This is a genomic window from Methanoculleus sp. UBA303, assembly GCA_002501655.1.
Classification (GTDB): Archaea; Halobacteriota; Methanomicrobia; order Methanomicrobiales; family Methanoculleaceae; genus Methanoculleus.
The window spans coordinates 41,697-65,859 of record DANY01000043.1 but is presented as its reverse complement, the minus strand read 5'-3'; the positions used below and the strand labels follow the sequence as shown (position 1 = coordinate 65,859).

Here is a 24,163-nt window from a genome sequence, read left to right as displayed (position 1 = left end):
CCCGTGAGCGTCATTGATCCTCGGGGGCAGGAAAAGGTGCTGAAGTGATCCTATCCCTGGGGCGAGCCTTTTGTGAGGTGAATCACGCTGTCGCCGGGGTCCGCGATCGGTCGACGTCCTGGAGCGAGTGGGCATGCTGACCACAACGTTTATTGTTTGGTCTGCCCTAATTAATTAAGAATCACCTATGCCGGCAAGGGTTGAGCATCTGTTCGAGGTATTTGATCGCCTGATCGCCATCAAGAATGCATGCTCCTCCGAGATCTTCTCCGAGTGCGGGCTTGCCGATATAACAGTAAAGCAGATCGCCTACCTGAAGGCCATCAACGAGCACCATGACGTGACGTTCAGCAGACTTGCCGAGATCACCAGGAACTCAAAGCCCACCATCACGGAGATGGTCAACAGGTTCGTCCGGATGGAGTGTGCCTACCGGCAGAGATCCCCCGATGACGGGAGGATCGTGTACATCCGCCTGACCGAGAAAGGACGGATGATGGCGAACGCCGAGCAGAATGCTCTGAACCGGATGGTTGAGAAGATGGTACGATCGCTCGATGAGAAAGAAGTGGATCTCCTGATTGAGATCCTGAAAAAAGTCGGATAATTTTTTTGGCCGGCACTAATGTTAGGTAAACGCGAACTAAATGATTGGAGTCACCATGCACTCACCACAACCTGATACGATCGAAGAGATCATTGTCATACCGCTCTTCGAGACCGTGGTCTACCCGGAAACCCGGACGAAGTTCCAGGTCGAGACAGCCGCCGGGGAGGCGCTGCTCTCCGCGATGAAGAACGACGGGTCCGCATATGCGGTCGGACTGACCGTCAAGAGCGGCACCCAGCCCCCGGAGGTATCGGCCGAGGCGCTCTATATGACAGGAAATCTTCTTGAGATTGCACACATACAGCCTGCGGACGATGGGTTCCTGGTCTTTGCGCGGGCAGCCCGCCGGATGAAGGCTGTAACGCTCTCCATGAAGGGCGGACAGTTCTATGCTGTCTGCGAACCGCTCCCGGACCTGCCGGATCTTGATGAAGAGACCCGGGTTGAGATGCTCGCGGATGTCAGAAGGGCCATTGAGGAGATCAGCAGCAACTTCCAGGGCTCCGAACAGTTCACCCGCCCCGTCGAGAGGATGGAATCCGTCGACCAGATCATAGGGTTCGTCATGCCGTTCATGCCGGTAGATGTTGCAGTGAAGCAGAACCTCCTGGAGCTCACCTCTGTTCGGGAGCGGTACACTGCGTTCCTCAAGACCCTGGTGACCCTGAAAGAGAGCATCGATCTCCGGATCGAGGTGGCCAGGAAGGTCTCCGATAAGGTCGGGAAGGCGAACCGGGAGGCGATGCTCCGGGAACAGCTGAAGGTGATCCAGGAAGAACTCAATGGGAGCGAAGACTCATCCGGCGAGGAAGGCTACCGTGAGCGGATCGAGCGCTCGACGATGCCTGATGAGGTCCGGAAGAAGGCGCTCGCGGAGCTCAAAAAACTTGAGACCGGCGGCAGCCAGCACCACGAGAGCCAGGGGATCAGAAACTACTTAGACCTCCTGCTCGACCTCCCCTGGACGGTCGAGGAGAAGAAGAGCATCGATATCACAGAGGCCCGCCGCGTTCTCGAGAGCAATCATAACGGGCTCGAGAAGGTCAAGGAGAGGATCGTCCAGCACCTGGCGGTCATGAAACTCAAGGAGGAGAAGCAGGGCTCGATCCTCCTCTTTGCGGGTCCGCCCGGCACCGGGAAGACGAGCCTCGGCAAGAGCATTGCCGACGCCCTCGGGCGGAAATATGTCCGTGTCAGCCTTGGCGGCATCAGAGACGAGGCGGAGATCCGGGGGCACCGGCGGACCTACGTCGGGTCTCTCCCCGGCCGGATCGTCCAGTGCATGAAGAAAGCCGGGACAAAGAATCCCGTCTTCATCCTCGACGAGATCGATAAGCTTGCCTACTCCAACGCCGGCGATCCGGCAAGCGCCCTCCTCGAGGTCCTCGACCCCGAACAGAACAGCACGTTCGCGGACCACTACCTGGAAGTCCCCTACGACCTCTCCGATGTGCTCTTCATCGCGACCGCGAACACCCTGGCAACGATCCCGGCGCCGCTCCTCGACCGGATGGAGCTGATCGAGATCTCGGGCTACACGAAGAACGAGAAGTTCGCGATCGCAAAAGACCACCTGCTGCCGGAGACCCTGGAAGAGCACGGCCTTGACGCGGATAAACTCAAGGTAGAGGACGATGCTCTGGTCGTGATCATCGAGCGGTACACCCGCGAAGCAGGAGTCCGGGCGCTCAAGAAACAGCTCGCCCGGATCGCCCGGTTCGTCTCCACGAAAGTCGTCTCGGGGGATGCCGATCTCCCGTACGTGGTGACGGCGGATATGCTCCCGGAGATCCTCGGGAGAGAGACCGTCCGGCAGGACGTGGCCCGGAAGGAGAACCCACCCGGTGTCGTCACGGGGCTTGCCTGGACACCAGTCGGAGGAGATATCCTCTTCATCGAGGGTACGTTCATGCCCGGCAAGGGGCGGCTCACGCTGACCGGCCAGCTCGGGGACGTGATGAAGGAGTCCGCCCAGATATCGCTCAGCCTGATCCGCTCAAGGATCGCAGCCACCACGACCGGGTTCGACTTCTTTGCAAGCGACATCCACATCCACGTGCCCGCGGGGGCAACCCCGAAGGACGGCCCTTCGGCGGGTGTTGCGCTCTTTACAGCTCTCACTTCCCTCGTCACCGGTAAAGCGGTCGACCCGACGACTGCCATGACCGGGGAGGTCACGCTCTCCGGAGCCGTCTTGCCGGTGGGCGGGATCAAGGAGAAGGTCCTTGCGGCACACCGGGCCGGGATAAAGACGGTCATCCTCCCGAGAGAGAACGAGCGGGATCTCGTGGACGTGCCCGAGGATGCGAGACGCGAACTTGCGTTCGTGGCCGTGGATACCATCGAGGATGTCCTGCGTGAGACGCTCGGGATAGAACTCCACGGTCCCATCGTGCCGTATGCGGGCAGCCGGTGCGTGCCGGTGCACGACCTCTAACCCTCCTTCATGCCCGGGTTCGGGCACCCCCCCCTCTTTCACCACGACCGCCCTTCGGCCCGCCGCGCCACGCTCCGGGAGCAAACAGGCTCGAAGCGGCCCAACGTGTAGATGATTGTGACAGAAATCGTTTATAGGAGAAGGTCGACCTCTCCCCCATGGACGATCCGGAGGATGAAGCGGGATGAAACGATCCCCCATCGTAGGCATCGCTCTCCTGGTATGCCTGATCGCAGCGGCGATCGCGCTGGGCGCAAATGCCCCGGGTTCCGACGACGAACCGATCCTGGTCATCGGCGACTCTATGAACGTGCTCGTCGCGGGCGCCACGTCGGTCTCCGATCTCGCGGCCGCCGGGATCCCGGCGCCGGAAGAGCTGCAGATCCCGAAGGGCATCAAGCGGTACGACGTTGTGACGTTCGACCACGCTGCCCTCTCGCGAGAGATCCGGGATGGACTCCCGCTTTCTATCCACGGTACGGCGTATCGGGCCGAGCAGCACGGAATGAGTTTCGAGCAGATCGATGACGGTATCAACACCTACGAAGGAACGATCGTCGGCGTTGACGGAAGCGATATCCTCCTGACGACCGGGAAAAATGTCCTCGTCGGGAGCATAGCCTCCGGCAACGAGACGTTCTGGATCGTCCCGATCGAGCCCCGTGCGCGCGCCGAGCAGTCGGAGTCCCCATTGCACGTCATATACAGTTCAAAGGATGTGCTCTGTCCTGCGGGACCCCCCGTTCCGATAGATTAGGGCCCCATGGAATATTCCGGTGTGACGATCATATGGAGTCTGGAAACAACAAGCGCATGATTGCTGTAGGGGTTGCCGCCGTCATCGGCGTCGTCCTCCTCGTTGTGACGGTTGTGCTCGTATATACCGCCCTCGTTGCCCTGATCACGGGAATCGATGGTCTTCCGCAGGAGTTGACTGTGGAAGTAGTCGGGGAAGAGGATCTGCAGAATGCACCCGCCATCCACCTGACCGACCGGGATCTCAAGCAGCACCCGGTGCTTGCCTCCGCGATCCGGGAGGCCAACAGCAACCCCAACATGCCGAAATACGCGTCGGTCCCGATGACGGGGGTCGAATGCCTCGTGCTCACCGAGTCCTGTGGTGTGTATACAAAGGGCGCGCCATACCTCGAGTACGACGGAGTGTACTACGCCACCCGCGTTCTACTCCACTAAGATCGGGTCAAAACAGGTGCAACAGGAATGGAAGAAGATAGGAAACCGGAACCCGGCAACCAATTCAAAACGGTGGGGCTTATTCTCGCCTGCGTTCTTGCCGGCATCGTCGCCGTCGCGCTCGGCTTCATGCTCGCCGATGCCCTCATACTCTACGCCTACGAGAGTTCGGGCGGGCAGCCGATGCTCTACGTCATGGAGAGGGTGGAGCCGGGAGAGAACGTGGTCGTTCGCCTGACCGAGAAGGACTTTGTCGACCACCCGGCGCTCGATGCGGTCATCCGTGGCGAGGAGCGTAACCCGTCGGCGTGGGAGTGGGGCTCCAGCGATCGGCGCTTCATCGGGGGCGCTAACGTCTCGTATGCGGAGAGCCGGGCGCTCCAGGATGCCTACGGCCCCGACCGGGAGGCGTGGGTGCACCCGCACCTGGAGTACGAAGGGGCGTACTACATGGTTGTGACGACGTGGCCGTGAAAGGAGTATTGTCCCGGCGACAGGGCACTTGCCCTCCGGCCGCGGGCCAATTGTCCGGGTTGCCCCGGACCAATCTGCGCGGTGCTGATTCCCGGGTTGGTGTGGCGTTTTCTCAGTTTGATTCAATTTACCAGGCCCGACATGTAGATACGTGTCACAGAAAAGGTATATAGAAGAACGTTGACTTCTCCATCGTGGATACTGAAATCGGTATCCCGAAATGCGGGGACCGCCCATCCCCGGTTGACGCCCGGATGAGGCACCCCGCATGCCCGGAGGCAAGAGGATGTATGCGTTCTCTGTACTTGAATGTATGCTCCGTTCACCTCCGGATAATTAGACGGAGGAAAGTAGATGAACAGAAACATCAAAGCGAGGTCACTCCTTGGTGGCCCTAGTGCTGCTCTCAAGTGTGTGAGTATGCGACCCCGAGCGGCAGGATGTGAAGGAATCGGCAAGAGATGGGGACCTGATGCCGCTGATCGAGATGTTCTTCACGGACGAGTCTCGTTGAGACGGCCGGACGAAAATCCGCTGAAATGTAGATATGAGAAGATCGAAGACCCGGTTCTCTCGCGGAGGGACTAACTATGGCGGATCAACTTCTTGGTTCATGTGGTCCCGTCCATACACTCAAGTATAATGCATTAGCAAAAATTATCTCCGCAAAATTATACCAGAGGACGGACGGTACGCGATACATTACGGTGGAATGGTCTGCAAACGGTTGCTTCACGTTCCATGAGAAAGAGTGTCGCGGGCCGGGCTACAGCTGCGACCTGACGGTGATCGTGAAGGCCAGCTGGGACGGTCAGTATGGACGGTATGAATATCATTATCCCGGCACTTCGACACAGGCGGGCTCGGTAGACATAGGCGCTTCGTCTCCGTCTCCTCCCCCCTCCTACACGGTCGAGGTTACGACCCAGGCCAAGTGCTATTGCATCAGCGGTGTGCCGATACTGACCGAGGAGGCTACGTGTTCCTGTATAATCACTCCTTGAAGAGGCATAGAGCATGAACTTCAAAAGGCTCTGCATCATCCCGTTCGTGATCTGCCTCCTCCTCTTTCCGGGAGCCGCAGCCGCGGCCGAGGTTCTCCAGCTCACCGATACCCCTGAGTTGGACGGGTTTCCCTTCTGGTCTCCCGACGGGGAACGGATCGCGTACACTTCGTTCGACCCCGTCACCGGGGATATGACCATCCGGGTGATGGCCGCCGACGGGACCGCCGGGACGGACCTGACTCCGGCCGGGTCGCGGGACTTCTTCGTCACGAACCCCTGGTCCCCCGACGGAAAGGAGATCTTATTTATATCCGACAGATCGGGCTCATACGACCTCTGGGTGATGAACGCCGACGGAACCGGTCCGGTGCAGGTGACCAACGGGACAAACGTCGTCCCCTGGCTGCACGGCCCTCGGGGTTGCGAGGCGGAGTGGAGCCCGGACGGCAGGATGATCGCGTATACGTCGTGCCTCTTCGGAGGCGCGGATATCAGGGAGGCAACTGCCGATGAGCATGGCGGTCGTGCTTCGATGAATATCAACTTCTCGGAGATCCGTAAAGAGGCCGACATCTGGGTTATCAACCCCGACGGCAGCGGAGGACGGGGGCTCACCTCCTCGGGCGATGCCCTGATGCCCCGGTGGCACCCGGGGGGCGATAGGATCGCCTACCTCTCCCGGGCCTCCGGCACGGCCGTGGTCTGGGTGATGAACCTCGACGGGTCGGGTGAACTGCAGGTGACTCCTGATGGGGAAGATGTCCTGCAGTTCTCCTGGTCTCCCGACGGGCGTAAGATCCTCTATGCCGTGCAGACCTACGACCCCATCTCCGACAATGTCTCGTTCGGGGTCCGGATCGTGAACGCCGACGGGAGCAGCCTGCGGCACCTGACCTCGGGGAACGTCGACACCGCACCGGTCTGGTCCCCGGACGGGGAGAAGATCGCGTTCTACTCGCAGTCTCGTCCCCCGTCGTCGATCTGGGTGATGGACACCGGGGGTTCCGACCTACAGCCTCTTGCTCCGGGGTATCTGACCTTCCGGATGCACCGTTGGTCTCCCGATGGGCAGAAGATTGCGGTAAGCGACGGAAACGACATCTTCGTGGCGGTTCCGGACAGCCCGGCTGCTGCTACTCCTGGCTTCGGGATAATCTCTGCTGTCGCGGCGTTTTCTATCGGTGCGCTTGCAATCCGGGCCGGGAGGCAGTTGTGGCGTATCCGGACGCCCCGCAGGGATGGTGACATGTCTTCGATGACCAAAACGAGAGGGTCGTTATGATCTATAACAGCACGGCGTTCTTCTACCTCTATTCGTCGTACTCGATCATTGACATGGAGGGGAGACTTGACTGCTCTCATGCTGGGGTGTCGCCCCTCGCCGGGGAAGTTGTGGGAGTGCGTGAACGGAACCGTGTGGTGCGTGGAAACTCCGCGGGGTCCGGGGTGCGCATCGACGGTCAGGAGGATTGAGAGATGAGGAATGCTCCACTCATCGTTCTTTTGCTGTTTGTCCCGGTCTGTGTCGTGGGCTGTTGCACCGATGGGGGGGCCGACGACGTGCAGAAGACGTCGGCGCAGCAGCTCCCCGAAATCAACGTATCGGAAATCCCGGTAGCCACCCCGGAACTTATCCGGACCAACGGCTCGTACATCGCCGGGATTGCGCTCGGCGACGAGCGGGCACGGGCTCTCATCCGGCACGGCGGCAAACCCGAATCGATTGCCGTGCTCTTCCACTCGTGCCCGCGAAACGACCCGTACTGCAACCTTGATCCGAGCCTCGTCATCCGCTACGGGGAGATCCGGTTTGCCGTCACCGTCGACGAGGCAGCCGGGACGGTGCTCGGCGGCTCCGCGCTCGTGCCGAACACGCCCTCCCCGACGTATTATAAGACCCACGATCTCTCGACCGGGACCGATACCGTCTACCTGGGAGACGCCCCGATCATAGTCTACAACAAGACAGCGCTCCTGTACCTGAACGAGTCGTAAGGCTGCTCGGCCGGGCCGGAAGGGGGTGCCGTTCCAACAGAGAACCTCTCCGATCTCGACGGGGTCGTGGCGCGGTACCGGTCGGCCCACCCGTCCGGGGAGATCGGCACCGGTCCCACCCACGAACCCTGCGAGGATTACTCGAAGACTGGGGAGTTCGTCGAGGCCGTCGGCGGGCTCTTCGACCTCGTCCGGGAGAACCCCACCGCAAGCGGGCTCCTCTCCGACGGGGCGAGATCGTGGGTGTCGTTATCGCATGTCCGCCGTCCGCCGCGTCCGAACCCGTGGGCCCGGGGTGCTACCCTGCGGTTCGCGTCAGGTACGGGGAGATGACGATCGACTTCCTCGTCAACACCGACTGCACGCGTATCGAGAAGACCTCTGTCGAGGTTCCGCCTGGATATCTCTTGCATACGGTCTATAATGCGACCTACGTCGTCCATAACGGCGAGGTGATGCTCGTCCTATGAGGGCGGGCGCGCCCCGGGTTTCCTGCCCACAGGGGGCCGTTTCAGGATCGGGACCGCTCCGGCAGGCCCGACGTGTAGATGCGCGTCACAGAAATCGTTTATAGGAGTACGTCGACCTCTTCCGCGTGGGTACACCCGTGCGGGGTCCACCGAGGACCGAACACCCCGGAGGAGGACAAATGGATGAAGATGCAACTGTTCGTGAGGGGAACCGATGACTCCGTCTCACCCTGAAAAGAGCACCCGGCTGAAGCGATACCTCATCATGTTCGTGGTCGCCGGGCTCCTCCTGCTCGGCTGCTACGCTGCTGTTGCCTCCTACATCGCTGCGACCATCCCGCCCGACGATCTCCTGCTCTATGAAGTCACCGAGGAGACAGCCCGGGAGGGTATCGTCATCCGCCTCGACGAAGAGACGTTCAGGGGGCTGCCGGTTCTGGACGCAATCCTCCGCGGCGAGGGGCACAACACCGGGGGAGGCCCGTATATGCCCGGCGACATCCGGCTGGTGGGGAGCGTGGAGTACCCGGAGAAGATCGGTCAGGGAACGATCGATGCCTACATCTTCGATAACGAGACCGGCAAGCGGAAGTACTTCGAGTACGAGGGCCGGTACTACCGGGTCGGGACGATTTACCGGGATTGATGTGGCCGGGGGGGATTGAGGCCGGCTCTTCTGCGTGGGTCCACCCGTTCCCGGTTGATGCATCCCGCGTATCCGGAGGCAAAGGGGCTCAGTGCATCCGGGGGATACCTACGCCGTGATAAAACCTGAGGAAAGCAAATGAGTGAAAAAATCGAAATACTGGCGTTCTTCCTCCTCCTAGCAATGCTGCTGGCGAGCGGAATAGCGGTACCGGCGGCAGGGGCGGGCGGAGGGATCGACCTCGACCGGTACGTCGTCCCCGACCTGAAGGAGAACGAGTCGATCGAGACGATCGCCGTCTCCGGGGTGTTGACCCTTCAGCCTGAATGGGATGGGAGCGGGACCACCGGGATACCGTTCGGTTCGATCATCGTCCATACGGCAGACGGGAGGACGCTGGTCTTTGATAAGGACGGCAACCACCTGCTCTCCATCAGCGACGACCTCTCCGCAAAAGTCCCCACCCCCGGCGGCGTCGAGAAACCCTGTACCTGGTTGCACCAGCTCCCGAACGACTCCCGGGTGTATCACCGCGACAACGGGAATTTCGTCCTCGATACTGCCGGGAACCTCATCCTGACCGTCATCAACGAGCATCCGCCGTCCGATGAGGATCCGATCACCATCAACATCACCTCCCCGGGTGAGGGTGCCGAATGCTGGATCGACGTCGTTCCGCCCCATATCATCGTCTCCGTGGAGGTCCACGCCCCTCTGGGCGTGCGGAGCGTGAATATCCTGAGCGGAACGGAGGGGATCCGGTGCGGGAACGGGACAGAGTTCGCCTGCTTCGTGTCAGTCTTTCCCGGAGAGAACGCGATCACCGTCGTGGCATGGGACAACCGCAGGCACCGGGCCGAGAAGACCGTGAACGTGACCGTCCATATCGGCATACCGTCGCCCCCGGCGATCGTCGTCTCGGGCAGGGTGACGGATATCGACGGCAGCCCGGTCCCCGGTGCATCGGTGCGGTTCGAGTCGGTACTGACGCTGGATGGCGAACCTCTCTTGGTGACAACCGCGACGGAAGATGACGGCGGTTACCTGATAGAGGGCGCGCCCGGGTACCGGCAGACGATCACGGTCGAAAAGGAGGGTTATTCACCCCTCCGGCGCGAGGTTGTCTTCGAGAACCTGACGAACGAACTCGACCTGGAACTGGAACCGCTGCCACGGACGGCCCCGGGGTTCGGTCCCGCAGTCGGGGTTCTCTCGCTCACGGAGGCGTTGCTCCTCATCGGCCGGAAGAGGTGGTGAAATGATGCATGAAGGCCCGGCAATCCCGGCGCGATACCATGCTCTGATGGTGATAGCGTGAAACAGACCTCCCTTTTCTTGTTTATTGTGATCCTTCTGGTGTTCGGGGCCGGTTGCACCGATTCCGTGGAGGTTAACGCATCGGAGAACATCACGCCTGCCCCACCCCTCTACTACGAGCAGGGAACTACCTCGATCGCCCTCAGCCTCCCGGAGATTACCGTGAACGATCCCGGAAATTTCACCGCCAATCTCACGACGGTGCTCGAAACCCTTCTGGCCGACCAGCGGGCTGGGATTCTGCTTGAGAACGGGTGGAACATCACCTCGGTTCGGATGGCCTCCGAAGAGGATGACCCGAACCGGACGTATGCCGAAGTGGAGTTCCGGCACGATGGACTGTCGTTCTTCATCGGGGTCGACGAAACGGCCCGCCGGACGCTCGACGGGCGTTGCGGGGCTGAATGGTGGCTGTCGACACCGGTCTCGGGACCCCTTCCCGAGGGCTATCACCAGGCGACGGATAAACTCACGAATACCAACCATGTGTTCGACGAACGGAACAAGCGGATGGCCATGATCTACAACGACACGACGATCTTCTATCTCTATCCGTCGTACTCGATCATCAACATGGAGGGAATACTTGACTGATCTCACCCAGGGCTCGTTTTCTGGTGGTCTTAGAGCCGCAGGTATTCATGGGCCATCAGGAGAGCCGACTCTTCAATCCTGGTAGCGGGGCGGCCCCCAGACCGCGCCAAGTCCCGGCCTCCCCTAAACCCTCTTTGCTATCGTCTCGATCGCCTCGATCAGCGTCTGCTGTTGCGGTTTGATGATCGCCACCGGGCAGTCGACGATCTTCTCCACGATCGGCGCAAGGATGGGGGCGCAGATGATCCCGAGCGCTCCCTCCTTGTCCGCCCGCGCCGCGGCGACGATGCACTCTTCGAGGGAGTTTGCCGAGTAGCCCCGGATACGGTACTTCCGATCACCGATCGTGAGATCGCGGTTGTCGAGGTCGTCGAGCAGGAACCGCGCCGCGATCACCGCGATGAAACTCTTCTCCCGGGGCTCGAGGACGCTGACGATCCGCCGGACGGTGGAGAGGCGCGGATCGGCCTTTCCCGACGTGAGTTTGTAGAGGGTGGCGGGCGGGATCCCCGCCCGGTCGGCAAGGTCCCGGACGCTCATATCCTGCCGGGCGAGTTCCTCCTGGAGCGCCCCGGCAAACTCGGTCTCGAAGATCCTTCTCGAAAGCATTACTCTACTATAGTATCATATTAAAGATAAGATTTTCCTATTATGGTTAGATATTCCCTGGCATAAGGCAAATCTTATCATGACCTGCGACGACTTCCCTTTATGAACCCCCAACCCATCCATGAGATCGCGGTCCTCCCCGGCCGGAGCCGGAGCGGCGAGCCGGAACGGTTCGAGGAGATCACCATCCGCCCGGGCGACACGATATCCATCGTCGGCCCCACCGGCTCCGGAAAGAGCGCCTTCATCAACGATATCGAGGTCTTCGCCAGGAACGACACCGCCACGGGACGGACGGTCCTCGTCAACGGTGCCTACCCGCCGGAAGAGTTCATTCGCGACCCGGCGCACAAACCCGTCGCCCTGATCACCCAGAACACCAGGTGTCTCGCCGACCTCACGGTCGCGGAGTTTCTCGCGATGCACGTCCGGTCCCGGAAGATCGATGACGAGGGCATCGTCGGTCGGACGATCGACCTTGCAAACGAGTTCACGGGCGAGGCGATCCGGCCGGACGCCCGGATGACCGCGCTCTCCGGCGGGCAGACCCGGTCGCTCCTGGTGGCGGACGCGGTCATGGTCGCGGCAGCGCCGGTCCTCCTCCTCGACGAGGTGGAGAACGCCGGGATCTTCAAGGAGCGGGTGATCGAAGTCCTCCGGGCCGGGGGGAAGGCGGTCATCTTCGTCACGCACGACCCCCTTGTCTCCCTCCTCTCGGCCCGGCGGATCGTCATGCGGGACGGGGCGGTCGAGCGGGTCATCGAGCCGGACGGCCGGGAGAACGGGGCCCTCCGGGAGGCCCTCCGTCTCGACGGCATCCTCCGGCAGATGCGGGAGGAGATCCGGGCCGGCAACCTGATCACGGAACCGGTCGGGGCATGAGGCTCGCCGTCGTCGCGGGGCCGCCGTCTGCCGGGAAGACCGCTGTCGTCCGGCAGGCCATCCGTGCCCTCCAGGACCGCCACCGGATCGCCTACCTCAAGATCGATGTCGTCCGGGCGTTCGAGGACGAGGAACTCGCGGCCGAGTTCGGGATCCCGGCGCGGAAGGTCTACTCCGGCGACCTCTGCCCTGACCACGCCGGGGTGATGGTGATGCGGGACGCCATCGCCTGGGCCGAGGGTGAGGAAGCCGACCTTCTCCTGGTCGAGAGCGCCGGGCTCTGCCTCCGCTGCTCCCCCTACACCACACAGGGGCTCGGTGTCGCCGTCCTCTCCGCGATCTCGGGGACGAACACGCCCCTGAAGATGGCCGCGATGCTCGCCCTCGCCGACATCGCCGTCGTGACCAGGATCGACCTCGTCTCGCAGGCCGAGAAGGAAGTCTTCCGGGAGCGGATCAGGGAGGTGAACCCCGCTCTCGATATCGTGGAGACAAACGCCCTCCAGGGGACCGGGATGCGCTACCTCCTCCGGGCCATCGAGGAATGTCCCACGATAACCGACCCGGACGCCATCGTGCTCCGGGGTGCCCCGCCGCTCGGGGTCTGCACCATCTGCATCGGGAAGACGGAGATCGGGTGGCAGCACCACTTTGGGGTCATCCGGAGACTCGAGGGCGCCGACTACCTCTACCGGGGTGACTGACCGATGGCGTGGAAACCGCCCGGGAAGGACTGCGGGGCCTGCGGCGCCCCGACCTGCGAGGCGTTCCTCACCCTGATCCGGCAGGGAAAGAAGGATCTCCCCGACTGCGTCTTCTACCGCACCGGGACCGCCCCCTCCCGGTTCGAGGGCGAGGCCCTCCATTCCGGCCGGGACATCCTTGGTGTTGAGTACGACTTCATCATCGAGCCCCTCCCGGGCGAGGTCTCGGCCCGGAAGATCATCCTCCCCTTCCGCCCGGACCTCGTGGAAAAGTGGGGGATCACAGCCGGGGATATCGTCGTCGGGAGGCCGGCAGGTGCGGGCTGTCCGGTCCAGCACGTCCTCTCGGTCATCCATGCAAGCCCGGTGAGCGGTCTTCTCACCTGCCTGGTCGTCGGCCCGCAGGCCTCGCGGGGCGGAGGATTTAAGGACATTGAGGCCTACCACATCGTCGGTTTCGAGGGGATTTGCCGGACGGTGCGGCGCGAACCTACTTTCGGGATGCGGCAGCGGTTCCTGCCCGGCTACTGCATGATGAACCTCGCACATACGGGTGTCGTGAACATGGTCCTCGCACAGTCCTCGGGTCTCCATGTGCGGGTGGAGGATATCAGGTTGTTATGAAGACGATGAGAGAGATTGACGAGAAGATCCGGAACGGTTCGGCGGTCGTCTACACCGCTGCGGAGTTCAAGCGCCTCATCCGCGAGGGTGCGGAGGTCTCGGCTGCGGACGTGGACGTGGTCACCACCGGGACCTCGGGGGTGATGTCGGGGACCGCGGCGATCCTCTCGGTGCCGGTCGCTGAGCCGGGGACGTTTGAGCGGGCAGAGCGGGTCTGGGCGAACGGTGTCCCCTGCATGCCCGGCCCCTGCCCGAACGAGCGGCTCGGGCTCCTCGACTTGATCGTCTCCGGGACCGCTCACGCCGGGGCCGGCTACGGGGGCGGGCACCTCTTCCGCGATATCGTCGAGGGCCGCGAAATCGAGGTGGTGGCGGAGGCCGCCGACCGCTCGGTCGAGGCACGGGTGACCATCGACGACTTCTCCTACGCCCGGCTCTTCACCACCCGGAGCGCCTACCGGAACTACACCGCCTACGTCAACACCCAGCCGACCCGGATAAAGACGATCTTCTCTATCGAGGGGCTCGAAGGGCCCTGCCGGGAGGTTTCGGTCAGCGGGTGCGGCGAGATCAACCCCCTCCAGAACGACCCGCTCGGGCTCGCGGTCAGTGCCGGGACCCCGGTCCTCCTGAACGGCTCCGTCGGCATGGTGACCGGCGAAGGGACCCGGAGCACCCCGGCCCGGCCCAACCTCACGGTCATAGCCGATATGGCCGGGATGCAGCCCCGCTACATGGGCGGGTTCAGGACTTCCGCCGGGCCCGAGTGCATCACGAGCCTCGGCGTCGCCATCCCGGTCCTCGACGACCGGCAGGTCGCGGGGCTCCGCGTTCTCGACGAGGAGATCCCCCTCCCGGTCGCCGACATCAACACCCGGGCCGTCCTCGGGGAGGCGACCTACGCCGACATCTGGCAGCGGCCCGACCGTGAGGTGACCTATTTCCCTGAGTGGTGTGAGGAGTGCTCGACCTGTGTTGTGGCCGCCGTCTGCCCCACGGGTGCGTTCTCCCGCGAGACCGGTATCGACCCCGACCGCTGTCTTGCCTGCACCGCCTGTCTTTCCGCCTGCCCGAACGACGCCCTCGAGGCCGGCGAGGGCTCGCTCCGGGTCAGGGGACGGAAGGTCCCGATCACCCTCCGCCAGTCGGGCCGGACGCTCGCCGAAGACCTCTGCCGGGACTTAAAAGAGATGGTTCTCGACCGCCGGTTCACCTTCACGGGGGGCGGGATGCGGTGAATGGGAAATACCTCCTCCGGTGTCCGGGATGCGGCCGGTCCTTCCCCGACCGCTACACCCTTGACTGCCCCTCGGGATGCGACGTCCTTCTCCGGACGGTCTACGCGGAGCGCCGGCTCACCCCCCGGAGCCTTCCCGGGGTCTTCCGCTACAAGGATTGGCTCCCGGTCGAGGGCCACCTCAAGGTCGATGCCGGCCCGGTCTCCTACGAGAGCGTCGGCCTCGCCCGGGAACTCGGCCTCTCGAACCTCACCGTCACCTTCTCCGGCTACTGGCCCGAGCGGGGCGGAGGGATGGAGACCTGCTCGTTCAAGGAACTCGAAGCCCAGCCGACAGCCCTGCGCCTCCGGGAGAAGGGAGCGGGGGTCATCCAGGTCTCGTCAGCGGGGAACACCGGCCGGGCGTTCTGCCAGGTCTCGGGCCTGACCGGGACCCCGGTCGTGGTGGTGGTCCCGACGGCCGCCGCCGGCCGGCTCTGGACGACCGTCCCGGCAGAGAACGTCTGCCTCATCACGGTGGACGGCGACTACTCGGACTCCATAGCATTCGGGAGGGAGGTCTGCTCTCTCCCGGGAATCGTCCCTGAAGGCGGGGCGAAGAACGTCGCCCGCCGGGACGGGATGGGGACGGTGATGCTCGATGGGGCTCTCGCCGCCGGCCGGCTCCCGGACTACTACTTCCAGGCGGTCGGGAGCGGGACCGGGGGGATCGCCGCGTGGGAGGCCGCGGAGCGGCTCGCCGCCGATGGCCGGTTCGGTTCCCGCCTCCCGGAACTCCACCTCTCCCAGAACCTCCCCTTCGTCCCGATGGTCAGGGCCTGGGAGGCGGGGAGGAGGACGATCGTGGCTGAGGATATGCCCGACGCTGAAGCCTCGATCGCCCGGGTCTACGCCGATGTCCTGACGAACCGCCACCCGCCCTGGGGGATCCGGGGCGGTGTCCGCGACGCACTTTTGGCTTCGGGGGGTCGGATGTATGCGGTCGCAAACGAGGGTGCCCGGAGCGCCGGGAGGCTTTTTGCCGAGACCGAGGAGATCGACCTCGATCCTGCCGCCGCGGTCGCGGTCGCGTCGCTCGCCCGGGCGGTGGAGGAGGGGTTCATCGACCAAAAGAAGCAGGTGCTCCTGAACGTTACCGGCGGGGGGTATCAACGTGCGGCCGAGGACCTCGATCGCTACCCGGTCGAGCCCTTCCTCCGCGTCGCGGCCGGATCGACCCTCGACGGGGACCTCAGGGATGATATCGGGGCCTGGCTTGCGGAGCAGGAAGTGGCGGCCTATGCGTGAGGGCTGTGTCCTCGACCGCCTCGGGGCCCTCGGGGTCGATACCGTGGCGTCGCTCCCCTGCGACAGGACGCAGGACCTCTGCGCCCTGATTCCGGAGCGGTTCCGTGCAGTGAACCTCACCCGGGAGGAAGACGGTGTCGGGATCTGCGCCGGACTCGCGATGGCGGGAGCACGATCGGTGCTCCACATGCAGAGTTCGGGGCTCGGGAACTCCCTGAATGCCATCATGTCGCTCACCGTCACCTTCGGCCTCCCCCTCCCCCTCCTCGCGAGCTGGCGGGGGGTCTACCGGGAGGTGATCCCGGCCCAGGTGCCGTTCAACCGTGCGGTCCCGGAGATGCTTGCTGCGCTCGGGATACCCTTCACGATCATCCGCGATCCATCGGATGAGGAATTAATCGATACGGTCGTCCGCGACGCCTACGACTCCATGCGGCCGCACGTGGGGCTGATCCTCCCCTCGTTCTGGGAGGGGGAAGAGGAGGCCTGCCTGCCGGAGCGGATGTTTCCGACCCGGGCCCGGGAGTCGGCGCTTGCCTACCAACGGACGTTCCGCGACCCGGTGATGACCAGGAACGACGCGATCCGCGTGATCGCGGCCGCCCTCGACAGTGAGGCGGTGGTTGCAAACATCGGGGTCCCCTCAAAGGAGCTCTACGCGGCCCGCGACCGGAACCTGAACTTCTACATGCTCGGGAGTTACACCCAGGCGACCCCGATCGGGCTTGGGCTCTCGCTGGCGACGAGTAAGGACGTTGTCGTCCTCGACGGCGACGGGAGCCTGCTCGGGACCGCCGTCCTCCCGGTGGTGGCGGCGGAGGCGCCGGAGAACCTCACGATCGTCTGCCTGGACAACGGGGCCTTCGGGAGCACGGGAAACCAGCCCACCCCGGCCTCCGGGCAGGTGGACATGGAACTCCTCGCCCGTGCCGCCGGGATCCGGAATACGTGCAAGGTGCAGGACGAGGGGGAACTCAAAGAGGCCTGGGAGAGCCGGGGACGGGGGCCGAACTTTATCCACGTTGTGCTCGCCCCCGGGAATGCACCGGTCCCGAATATTCCCCTCGCCCCCGGGGAGATCCGGGAGCGGTTTATGCGGGCGGTTCGGGGGTGATTTTATAGTTTTGCCACTCGGCGCGGCGCTGGATCCAAGCCCCTAGAGGGTGTTTTTTGGCACAAAGTCGATTGGGCAGGCCCGATGTGTAAACGTGCGGCACAGAAACGGTATATAGAAGGACGTTGACCCCTCTACCATGAATCCCGGTGTAAACGGCTTACTTCTCTGGAGGAGTTCTCATGGATGAAGATAAGTCCAACCAACTTTTGAGAGCCTCTTCGGTGCCGGTCATCGTCCTGGCGTTCTTCCCTCTGTGGATGGTTATCTCTTCACTGAAAATCTGGATCGAGCCTGACCCACGGCTTTTGATCGGAGCAGTTTATGCTTCGGCGTTGACGCTGTCGTTTATTTATTTTGGCCTGAGATTGCGAAGCATAAGTGGGTGATCGTACCCATGGGGGCATGACTGAAGGCGTTTCATTTCTGGCCATCTTTCTGGAGACCATGGTGTTCATGGTTCCGGTATATTTCTTCCTTCTCTGTACGTTCGCTGTTGTTCTCCTTCTCTGGTACGCCTGGCCCCGCCTCACCAGTCGGGATCGGGGGCGGATCACGACAAAGGAGTATGTCTTGGTCGCCTTCGGTGCCGTTCTCTTTTCCATGCCGATCCCGCTCCGCTGGCTCAGCCTCTCTCTGTGGGGGATATATTCCCTGACCGCCCTTTCCATCGCCGTTCTCTTCGCCCGGTTCTTTCGACCGTTCTCCACCGGAGGAAGCATCCCGATACGGGAGTATGCCTGGTTTGCCGTGATCGTCTTCTGCCTGCCGTTACTGATACTCTCCTGGTTCGGTACCGGGTCCCTCGTTCTGTTCTACCTGCACGCCTCGTTCTTCCCGACTATCGAGGCCTGGGCGTATATACTCGGGCTCGACGTCCTGCTCCCGTTCCTCGGGATTCTCGTTCCGCTCCGGCAGATCGTAAGCGTCCGAAAGCGGTGGCAGAACGCGCGATATTCCAGCTCGTTCCTGTGGGGATTGAGTACACCCTCTTTTTTCCGCTGGTCATGTCAGGCAGCGGAACTTTTCCAGTATCCTGTTCCTCATCGCATCCCTTGAGGGTTGCCAGCCGGAAACGGTTGCACACACCGTCGCAAGAAGAATGATCTCCTGTGCTTCTAACTCAGGAAGAGGATTTGTTTTCGGCAGTTTTGATAACAGCCCCAGAACGTGTAAAGGAATGGGACAGAATTTATAAGTGGAGTTCTGTTCAAGTCATTGTGGGGGCGCCCGGTGATGCGTCCGCAATAGTTTGTGGGGTTCCCCCCATCTGGAGGAAGATAAGACGTGAATGTTATCGGTAGGGGGCGGTTGTTCTGTGTTGTCCTGCTGCTCTTCATCCTTGCTGGCAGCAGCATAGCGCATGCATCCGCTCAGATTGATCCGACAAATGGCGAGGCATTGTCAGTTGATACAGAGGGTGCCCAGCAGACCATGCTCGAAGAACCCGCAGATACGGTGGCGTATCAGGGATCTGAAAGTGTATTCAGTGTATTCTATAATCCTGTGCTTCTGGGGGTTGCTCTGGGGGCCATGATCGTGCTCTTGGTGGGGTACTATCTCATCCGAATGCATCGCAGGAAGGATGCGCCGTAATGCGGTGGGGTTCCCAGATTTTATCTCTTCGAGTGACGAACTGAAGATACTTTCTGGAGTTCCGGTTTGGGACAGTGTTCGGTTTACGGTAACGGTTTCATAACAGGTGGATGAAGCATGCGGCAAGAGGTATCAATAGACTCAATTTTAACGGGGTTGTTTGCCGTGATGCTCTTCCTCTTACTCTTTTATCACACCATTAAGGGGTTTTATCCGGAGTTCGATCCCTTTTTCATGATCTTTGGTCAGCTTGCCGGTCTTGTTCTCGCGATACTTCTTATATTCTGTTTTGTCGGCCTGGTTCTACTGGTCATCCGGCGCTTTTACCGTCGTTTGTACCACCGTTAGCGGATCATTCGGTCGATGTCTGGTTGTTCCGGAATGGAGGGGAGATGCAGGTTAAGTGGAGATACACGTGACCTTGGTTGGTCAAGCAACTTTATCGCTGACGCGGATATTCGCCACGACGAGATAGATCGAACGCGGTATCCATTTGGGGTCATACTTTGTGGCGATGACGGTCGTGACCCCCAGATGGGCAGATCCGTTTTGGGATACCCAACCCTGTGCCCGGGCTCTGGAAATTTAAGGTCTGCGGAGAGGATGTGGCCGGGATTCAACCGAATGCATTTAACTATTTTCTGAAACTAAACATTTTTATTGCCACTAGTTTTATGTAACTCCATGGCTCCAGGGTCACGGATTGCCAGAATTGCTCTGATTGTCTTCTGCATCCTGCTACTGCCGTCTGTCGCGTGCGCCACTCCCATTCAGCCAGTTCATGGCCCATACCCGGAGCAGTTACCTTCGGATCCGACTCCGCTGTATATCTGGAATGTTCCCCTGAACATCCTTACCATTGAATTCGTGTGCGTATCCGCCCCGGCGCTCTTCATCCCGATACAGATCCTCTTCTCGCTCTCCATATGGCTGCGCCTCGGCCAGAAAAGAGTCACGTACCGGAACGTCCTGGACAACGAAAACCGAAATGCGGTGTATATGTGCATACAGGAGAACCCTGGAATCCTTATGAAAGCTCTCTCCCGGGTGCTCTGTATGAACATCGGGACCACCAGATACCACGTGGAAGTGTTATGCAGGGTGGGTAAGGTTTTCCCGGAGCAGAACTCCGGAGGAGTGAGTTATTTTGTCAATGCAGATCCTTTCTCCGACCTGGAGAGGAAGATCGCCGGATATCTCCATGATCACCAGAAGAGCCGGATATTACGCTTTGTCCTGCGGCACCCGGGATGCACGAGAAAGGATATCGCGTTCAGGCTCATCATGTCGGGCCCGAATGTCACCTGCCATATGAAGTCGTTGATCTGGGATGGTATCATCCGAAACGAGAGGGACGGGCGAAATATGCGACATTATCTCTGCCCGGATGTGGATGAGTATCTAGAGGACCATGAACCGTGGAATTCCTGCGCACACCCTGAGGCGGGGAAGCAGGCACCTTACGCTGCCGTGAAGCTCCGGGGATCTAGGGATTCGGGATGATACCTCTCCCAAAATTGGAACCGGTCGGGTTGAGCATCCGCATCATGCATAAATTACCGTATCGGCCAGGGCGATATCCTGTTCGGTGAAGAGGATGAGGCGATTGGGCACGCTGTCGGTGGTCGCGTTCCCTTCCGGCTGCGGAACCTCCGGGACGATCTCAATCGTGTACCAGCAGGTGCCGTGAGAGAACGCCGCTTCTTTCAGGGGACGGAGCGAGCCTTCCGAGAGGACGCAGAGGTCGCCGTGGGTTTCGTTATATCTTCGCTCTTTCTCATGTTTGAGTGTCTGAAGCGTTAGATTGCATTCTCCCCGGGTGAGGTCGGCAAAATTGATCAGGGTTGCTTCACGGAAGATGGCAAGAGGATGCGCTCCCTGGAGGGGGAACTCGAGTACCTGGTCTTTGTAGAGCGCATTGCCGCCTGGATAGGCGTATACCTCATAAAAGTGCTGCCCTTCGTCCACGTCCCCGGTGTAGTAGACCTGGGTGCACTGCACCGCTCCATCCTTATCGATAAACTGGTTCAACTGAATGAGTATGGCCGACTCGTTCGCGAACCTCTGTTCACGTACCAGTGCGTCCCAGAGGTTCACGAGATCGGGCTGATGCTCCCCTAGGTCGATCCTCATCGCTCCCGTGACGATCTCAGGTTTTTCGGGCGTGTAGAAGTAGTGCACGAGGACGAGGCAGATGAGGATTATCCAGACGATGAGCGGGATCTTTTTCATTATTGGGCTCCTGGACCAGGATGCGCAGTCTCAATGGTTGATGGTACCGTTGTCACGGATGATAGGACTTGCGTACTTGCTTTACGGGCCCTGTTTGGTCTGCAGAGTCCTCCGTTGCCAGGAACCGGGCATAACCTTTACATGAGTGCGGCTCTGGAGGAACCCTCCTTTCGAGGAGATCACCTACTTTCCATTGACCACAGGGTTGCTCCGGGTTGTCTAAAGAACTATGACTGCAGCTATCGGTGCTGCTGCTCCTGGCACACTATCCACTGCAGCCGAACAGGCCTCCTTGTTCTTTTTGTTTCTTACCGGGGTTCTGTTCCTTCATTTTTGGGCACATCCCTGGAAGTGTAGAGGATTGTGACAGAAAAGGTATATGCCAGAACGCCCAGGTCATTGTATGGCCGCTCAACGCGGTGCGCCTGTGTGGTTGAGGGTATGATCGGGTGTGCTGCAGATCGGCCCCCTCTGGTGAGCGAATGGATGAAAAACATCAACAACCCGAAAGCAGGTCAAGAACCTGCTCATAGCACTCTGCATCCTCGCCGTGGTGGTCGTCCTGATGATCTTCCTCATCTTCCTTGCTGTTGGGTTCGTCGAGACGACTACACCGAACAACGCCTATATAATCGAGATCACCGGCATTGGCAATCTTGACGTGAACGGCACCGCCACGGTCATGATCCCGGTTCCGGCGAACGCAGAGGGTGAACCGGTGATGTCGGAGGTATTCTCCAGCAAGCAGGTCTTTGGGTGGCGGACGGCGGTCCGGGAGACGCCGTACGGGAAGATGCTTGCGTTCACGACCACGGACGACTACGCGCCAAGCATCTCCGTGCCGTTCGGGGAGTTCGAGACGAAAGAAGAACCCCGGCTGCTCGTGCCCGTGCTTGCGACGCCCGAGAACATGAGCGTCGAAGAATTCAGCCGAACGTCGGGCGGGACCTACACCACGGTCGTCTTCCTCGATGGCTTCGTCCCGCCGGAGGAGAATGCTACCCCGATCATATTCAACCTCAGATACCAGGGAGGCGGAGGCATGAAACACCTGATAAAAGAGAACGTCTGGACGGCGACGGTGAATGCAACCGTTCCGAGCACAGCGTCTGGGTTCATCCCGGTCCCGGCCGAATACCATGTTATTGCCGGGGGTATCTATCTTTGATGGATGAGTCCCGGCGAAAAGTTACCGATGGGTTTGGGGCCGCGGAAATCAGGGCCAACATGCGTCAGAGGCGAGGAATGGGTAGAGCGTTCTCCTTCTAGCAGGCTCGGGTGATAAAGGAGGTCATATGGAATCGAAACCCGACAGACGTTTGATTATCGTGCGGGTTCTGGCGTTCATCGGCGTCATCCTCCTCGTCGCGACGGTTGTGCTCACGTGCACCGCCTTCTTCACCTGGCTCGAAGCAAGCGGTGGATCCCCGAGATTGGACGTCTGGGAGATCAGGGGCAAACTGCCGCCGGAAAATGCATCGATCATCCACCTGACCGAGAAAGACTTCAAGCAGCACCCGGCGCTCGACTCCACAATCCGGGGCGACAACCGGGGTCCCGGAGCCTGGTATTCGGGAGACACACCGTACGGTGTCCTCGACGAGCGAACGATAGGGAGCGCCCCGGTGACATACCTGGAACGGGAAGTACTTATCGAGTCGTTTGGCCCCGATGTCGAGGCGAGAAACCAGCCGTACATCGAATATGACGGTGCGTATTACTACTTTCTCATCCTGATACCCTAGGGTCGGGTCAAAACAGGTGCTATTGGAATGGAAGAAGATACGAATCCGAAATCCCGGAACCGGCTCAAGACAGCGGGGCTCGTTCTCGCATGCGGCCTCGTTGGCGTTGTCGCCGTCGTCCTCGGCTTCATGCTCGCCGACGCCCTCATCGTCTACGCCTACGAGAACTCGGGCGGACAGCCGATGTTCTACGTCATGGAGAGAGCGGAGCCGGGAGAGAGCATGGTCGTCCCCCTGACCGAGCGGGACTTCGAACGGCATCCCGCACTCGACGCAGTCATCCGGGGCGAGGAGCGCAACCCGTCGGCGTGGGAGTGGGGCTACCGGGATCAGCGCGTCATCGGGGGAACTAACGTCTCGTACCGGGAGAGCAAGGCGCTCCACGATGCCTACGGTCCCCAAGGGGAGAGGGGGCTGTACCCGCTCGTGGAGTACGAGGGTGCGTACTACGTGGTCCTGACGACATGGCCATGAACGTCGACCGGACCCCCCTTTGGTGAGAAGATGGACGAACAACGTAAGAGAACCCGGAAAACTATACTGGCCGTGCTCGTCGCGGTCTGCATCCTCGTCGTGGCGATCTTCCTCTTTGCTCCCGCGTTCACCGAGACCATCCTGCCGGGCAACTCCTACGTGATCGAGATCACCGATCTATCCGGTCTTGCCGTGAACGGCACCGCCACGGTCATGGTTCCTATCCCTGCGAATGCAGAAGGCGAACCGGTGATCTCGGAGGAAGTGTTCTCCAGCCAGCGAGTCTTCGGGTGGCGGGCGGCGGTGCGGGAGACACCCTACGGGAAGATGCTGGCATTCACGACGACGGACGGCTACGCGCCGGACATCTCCGTATCGTTTGATGAGTGGCAGACGGAAGACGAACTGCGGCGGGTGCCCCTGCACTTGCGGCCTACCAACCTGACTGCATGGGAGATGAAAAGGGAGCCGCGGCTGCTCGTGCCCGTGCTCGCGATGCCCGAAAACACGAGTCTCGATGAATTCTGCCGGTTACCAAACGGCACCTACACCACGGTCGTCTTCCTCGACGGCTTCTTCCCGTCGCCGGGAGAAACAGCCCCGGTCTCGTTCAGCCTTGAGTATCGGGGAGAGGGGGGTATGAGGCGGTTTATTGCGGAGAATACCTGGACAACGACGGTGAATGCGACCGTGCCAGGCACAGAGTCTGGGTTCATCCCGGTTCCGGCTGAATACCAGGTTATTGCAGGGGGGTTCAGGCTCTGATGAAGATCGATTCTATCGTCAAAGAGGAATTCTGGCGCTCAATTGGGGCAACCTATTGGATGAGGTCGTCCCAAAAGTGTTCGATGATCTAATATCCCCACGATTCTGAGCATTCTTACGCAAATTCCCAGAGAATTGGGCCGGATCTTA

General features: G+C 61.0%; 29 protein-coding genes. 27 read left to right on the top strand and 2 right to left on the bottom strand.

The window, feature by feature from the left end:
• Nucleotides 1-187: 187 nt before the first annotated feature.
• The 13 genes from BP846_RS11025 to BP846_RS10965 all read left to right on the top strand — a co-directional run bounded on the left by BP846_RS11025 (nucleotide 188) and on the right by BP846_RS10965 (nucleotide 10,744).
• Nucleotides 188-607, top strand: a complete 420-nt coding sequence (locus BP846_RS11025; protein WP_292395349.1) for a MarR family winged helix-turn-helix transcriptional regulator — start codon at nucleotides 188-190, stop codon at nucleotides 605-607.
• 55 nt (nucleotides 608-662) lie between these two features.
• Nucleotides 663-3,047, top strand: coding sequence for an endopeptidase La (gene lon, locus BP846_RS11020; RefSeq protein WP_292395347.1), 2,385 nt, complete (start codon nucleotides 663-665; stop codon nucleotides 3,045-3,047).
• 184 nt (nucleotides 3,048-3,231) lie between these two features.
• The gene (locus tag BP846_RS11015) at nucleotides 3,232-3,804 is read left to right on the top strand and encodes a hypothetical protein (protein ID WP_292395345.1); all 573 of its coding nucleotides are present in this window, start codon (nucleotides 3,232-3,234) and stop codon (nucleotides 3,802-3,804) included.
• A gap of 56 nt (nucleotides 3,805-3,860) precedes the next feature.
• Nucleotides 3,861-4,241, top strand: coding sequence for a hypothetical protein (locus tag BP846_RS11010; RefSeq protein ID WP_292395344.1), 381 nt, complete (start codon nucleotides 3,861-3,863; stop codon nucleotides 4,239-4,241).
• Nucleotides 4,242-4,268: 27 nt separating this feature from the next.
• Nucleotides 4,269-4,715: a hypothetical protein gene (locus BP846_RS11005; protein WP_292395342.1), complete on the top strand. Its 447-nt coding sequence runs from the start codon at nucleotides 4,269-4,271 to the stop codon at nucleotides 4,713-4,715.
• A gap of 1,017 nt (nucleotides 4,716-5,732) precedes the next feature.
• A complete protein-coding gene (locus tag BP846_RS11000) occupies nucleotides 5,733-7,004 on the top strand; it encodes a peptidase S9 (RefSeq protein ID WP_292395340.1) in 1,272 nt (423 codons plus the stop codon).
• Nucleotides 7,001-7,195 carry a hypothetical protein gene (locus tag BP846_RS10995; RefSeq protein ID WP_292395338.1) on the top strand — a complete coding sequence of 65 codons (195 nt, stop codon included), beginning with the start codon at nucleotides 7,001-7,003 and terminating at the stop codon, nucleotides 7,193-7,195. Before BP846_RS11000 ends, BP846_RS10995 begins: the two co-directional genes overlap by 4 nt.
• A gap of 3 nt (nucleotides 7,196-7,198) precedes the next feature.
• Nucleotides 7,199-7,717: a hypothetical protein gene (locus BP846_RS10990; protein ID WP_292395337.1), complete on the top strand. Its 519-nt coding sequence runs from the start codon at nucleotides 7,199-7,201 to the stop codon at nucleotides 7,715-7,717.
• 66 nt (nucleotides 7,718-7,783) lie between these two features.
• Nucleotides 7,784-8,050 (top strand): hypothetical protein, encoded by a 267-nt coding sequence (locus BP846_RS10985; protein ID WP_292395335.1) that lies wholly within the window; start codon nucleotides 7,784-7,786, stop codon nucleotides 8,048-8,050.
• Nucleotides 8,047-8,187 (top strand): hypothetical protein, encoded by a 141-nt coding sequence (locus BP846_RS10980; protein ID WP_292395333.1) that lies wholly within the window; start codon nucleotides 8,047-8,049, stop codon nucleotides 8,185-8,187. The genes BP846_RS10985 and BP846_RS10980 overlap by 4 nt, the downstream gene beginning before the upstream one ends.
• A gap of 214 nt (nucleotides 8,188-8,401) precedes the next feature.
• The gene (locus tag BP846_RS10975; protein WP_292395331.1) at nucleotides 8,402-8,833 is read left to right on the top strand and encodes a hypothetical protein; all 432 of its coding nucleotides are present in this window, start codon (nucleotides 8,402-8,404) and stop codon (nucleotides 8,831-8,833) included.
• A 138-nt stretch (nucleotides 8,834-8,971) separates the two neighbouring features.
• Nucleotides 8,972-10,090, top strand: a complete 1,119-nt coding sequence (locus BP846_RS10970) for a carboxypeptidase-like regulatory domain-containing protein (protein ID WP_292395330.1) — start codon at nucleotides 8,972-8,974, stop codon at nucleotides 10,088-10,090.
• An 87-nt stretch (nucleotides 10,091-10,177) separates the two neighbouring features.
• Nucleotides 10,178-10,744: a hypothetical protein gene (locus BP846_RS10965; RefSeq protein WP_292395328.1), complete on the top strand. Its 567-nt coding sequence runs from the start codon at nucleotides 10,178-10,180 to the stop codon at nucleotides 10,742-10,744.
• 123 nt (nucleotides 10,745-10,867) lie between these two features.
• On the opposite strand, the gene BP846_RS10960 is transcribed toward BP846_RS10965, so the two are convergent.
• Nucleotides 10,868-11,353 (bottom strand): helix-turn-helix domain-containing protein, encoded by a 486-nt coding sequence (locus tag BP846_RS10960; protein ID WP_292395325.1) that lies wholly within the window; start codon nucleotides 11,351-11,353, stop codon nucleotides 10,868-10,870.
• 102 nt (nucleotides 11,354-11,455) lie between these two features.
• On the opposite strand from BP846_RS10960, the gene BP846_RS10955 reads away from it, so the two are divergent.
• The 10 genes from BP846_RS10955 (at nucleotide 11,456) to BP846_RS10910 (ending at nucleotide 20,300) form a co-directional block, all read left to right on the top strand.
• Nucleotides 11,456-12,235, top strand: coding sequence for an ATP-binding cassette domain-containing protein (locus BP846_RS10955; RefSeq protein WP_292395324.1), 780 nt, complete (start codon nucleotides 11,456-11,458; stop codon nucleotides 12,233-12,235).
• On the top strand, nucleotides 12,232-12,939 hold the full coding sequence (locus tag BP846_RS10950; protein WP_292395322.1) for a GTP-binding protein: 708 nt from the start codon (nucleotides 12,232-12,234) through the stop codon (nucleotides 12,937-12,939). The genes BP846_RS10955 and BP846_RS10950 overlap by 4 nt, the downstream gene beginning before the upstream one ends.
• Nucleotides 12,940-12,942: 3 nt before the next feature.
• Entirely contained in the window at nucleotides 12,943-13,563 is a 621-nt protein-coding gene (locus BP846_RS10945) for a (Fe-S)-binding protein (RefSeq protein ID WP_292395320.1), read from the top strand.
• The gene (locus tag BP846_RS10940) at nucleotides 13,560-14,801 is read left to right on the top strand and encodes a methanogenesis marker 16 metalloprotein (protein ID WP_292395318.1); all 1,242 of its coding nucleotides are present in this window, start codon (nucleotides 13,560-13,562) and stop codon (nucleotides 14,799-14,801) included. Before BP846_RS10945 ends, BP846_RS10940 begins: the two co-directional genes overlap by 4 nt.
• The gene (locus BP846_RS10935) at nucleotides 14,798-16,087 is read left to right on the top strand and encodes a cysteate synthase (RefSeq protein ID WP_292395316.1); all 1,290 of its coding nucleotides are present in this window, start codon (nucleotides 14,798-14,800) and stop codon (nucleotides 16,085-16,087) included. The genes BP846_RS10940 and BP846_RS10935 overlap by 4 nt, the downstream gene beginning before the upstream one ends.
• Entirely contained in the window at nucleotides 16,080-17,201 is a 1,122-nt protein-coding gene (comE, locus tag BP846_RS10930; RefSeq protein WP_292395314.1) for a sulfopyruvate decarboxylase subunit beta, read from the top strand. The genes BP846_RS10935 and comE overlap by 8 nt, the downstream gene beginning before the upstream one ends.
• A gap of 182 nt (nucleotides 17,202-17,383) precedes the next feature.
• The gene (locus BP846_RS10925; protein ID WP_292395313.1) at nucleotides 17,384-17,590 is read left to right on the top strand and encodes a hypothetical protein; all 207 of its coding nucleotides are present in this window, start codon (nucleotides 17,384-17,386) and stop codon (nucleotides 17,588-17,590) included.
• A 16-nt stretch (nucleotides 17,591-17,606) separates the two neighbouring features.
• Nucleotides 17,607-18,260, top strand: coding sequence for a hypothetical protein (locus tag BP846_RS10920; protein WP_292395311.1), 654 nt, complete (start codon nucleotides 17,607-17,609; stop codon nucleotides 18,258-18,260).
• A gap of 228 nt (nucleotides 18,261-18,488) precedes the next feature.
• Nucleotides 18,489-18,797 carry a hypothetical protein gene (locus tag BP846_RS10915; RefSeq protein ID WP_292395309.1) on the top strand — a complete coding sequence of 103 codons (309 nt, stop codon included), beginning with the start codon at nucleotides 18,489-18,491 and terminating at the stop codon, nucleotides 18,795-18,797.
• 684 nt (nucleotides 18,798-19,481) lie between these two features.
• Nucleotides 19,482-20,300 (top strand): winged helix-turn-helix transcriptional regulator, encoded by an 819-nt coding sequence (locus BP846_RS10910; protein WP_292395307.1) that lies wholly within the window; start codon nucleotides 19,482-19,484, stop codon nucleotides 20,298-20,300.
• A 42-nt stretch (nucleotides 20,301-20,342) separates the two neighbouring features.
• On the opposite strand, the gene BP846_RS10905 is transcribed toward BP846_RS10910, so the two are convergent.
• Nucleotides 20,343-21,029 carry a hypothetical protein gene (locus BP846_RS10905; protein ID WP_292395305.1) on the bottom strand — a complete coding sequence of 229 codons (687 nt, stop codon included), beginning with the start codon at nucleotides 21,027-21,029 and terminating at the stop codon, nucleotides 20,343-20,345.
• Nucleotides 21,030-21,594: 565 nt separating this feature from the next.
• On the opposite strand from BP846_RS10905, the gene BP846_RS10900 reads away from it, so the two are divergent.
• From BP846_RS10900 to BP846_RS10885, 4 genes are all read left to right on the top strand, one after another.
• The gene (locus BP846_RS10900) at nucleotides 21,595-22,197 is read left to right on the top strand and encodes a hypothetical protein (protein ID WP_292395303.1); all 603 of its coding nucleotides are present in this window, start codon (nucleotides 21,595-21,597) and stop codon (nucleotides 22,195-22,197) included.
• Nucleotides 22,198-22,324: 127 nt separating this feature from the next.
• Nucleotides 22,325-22,774, top strand: coding sequence for a hypothetical protein (locus tag BP846_RS10895; protein WP_292395301.1), 450 nt, complete (start codon nucleotides 22,325-22,327; stop codon nucleotides 22,772-22,774).
• Between the two features lie 27 nt (nucleotides 22,775-22,801).
• A complete protein-coding gene (locus BP846_RS10890) occupies nucleotides 22,802-23,248 on the top strand; it encodes a hypothetical protein (protein WP_292395299.1) in 447 nt (148 codons plus the stop codon).
• Nucleotides 23,249-23,278: 30 nt separating this feature from the next.
• Complete coding sequence (locus BP846_RS10885) at nucleotides 23,279-24,013, top strand: hypothetical protein (protein ID WP_292395297.1); 735 nt, start codon at nucleotides 23,279-23,281, stop codon at nucleotides 24,011-24,013.
• The last annotated feature ends 150 nt before the right edge of the window (nucleotides 24,014-24,163 follow it).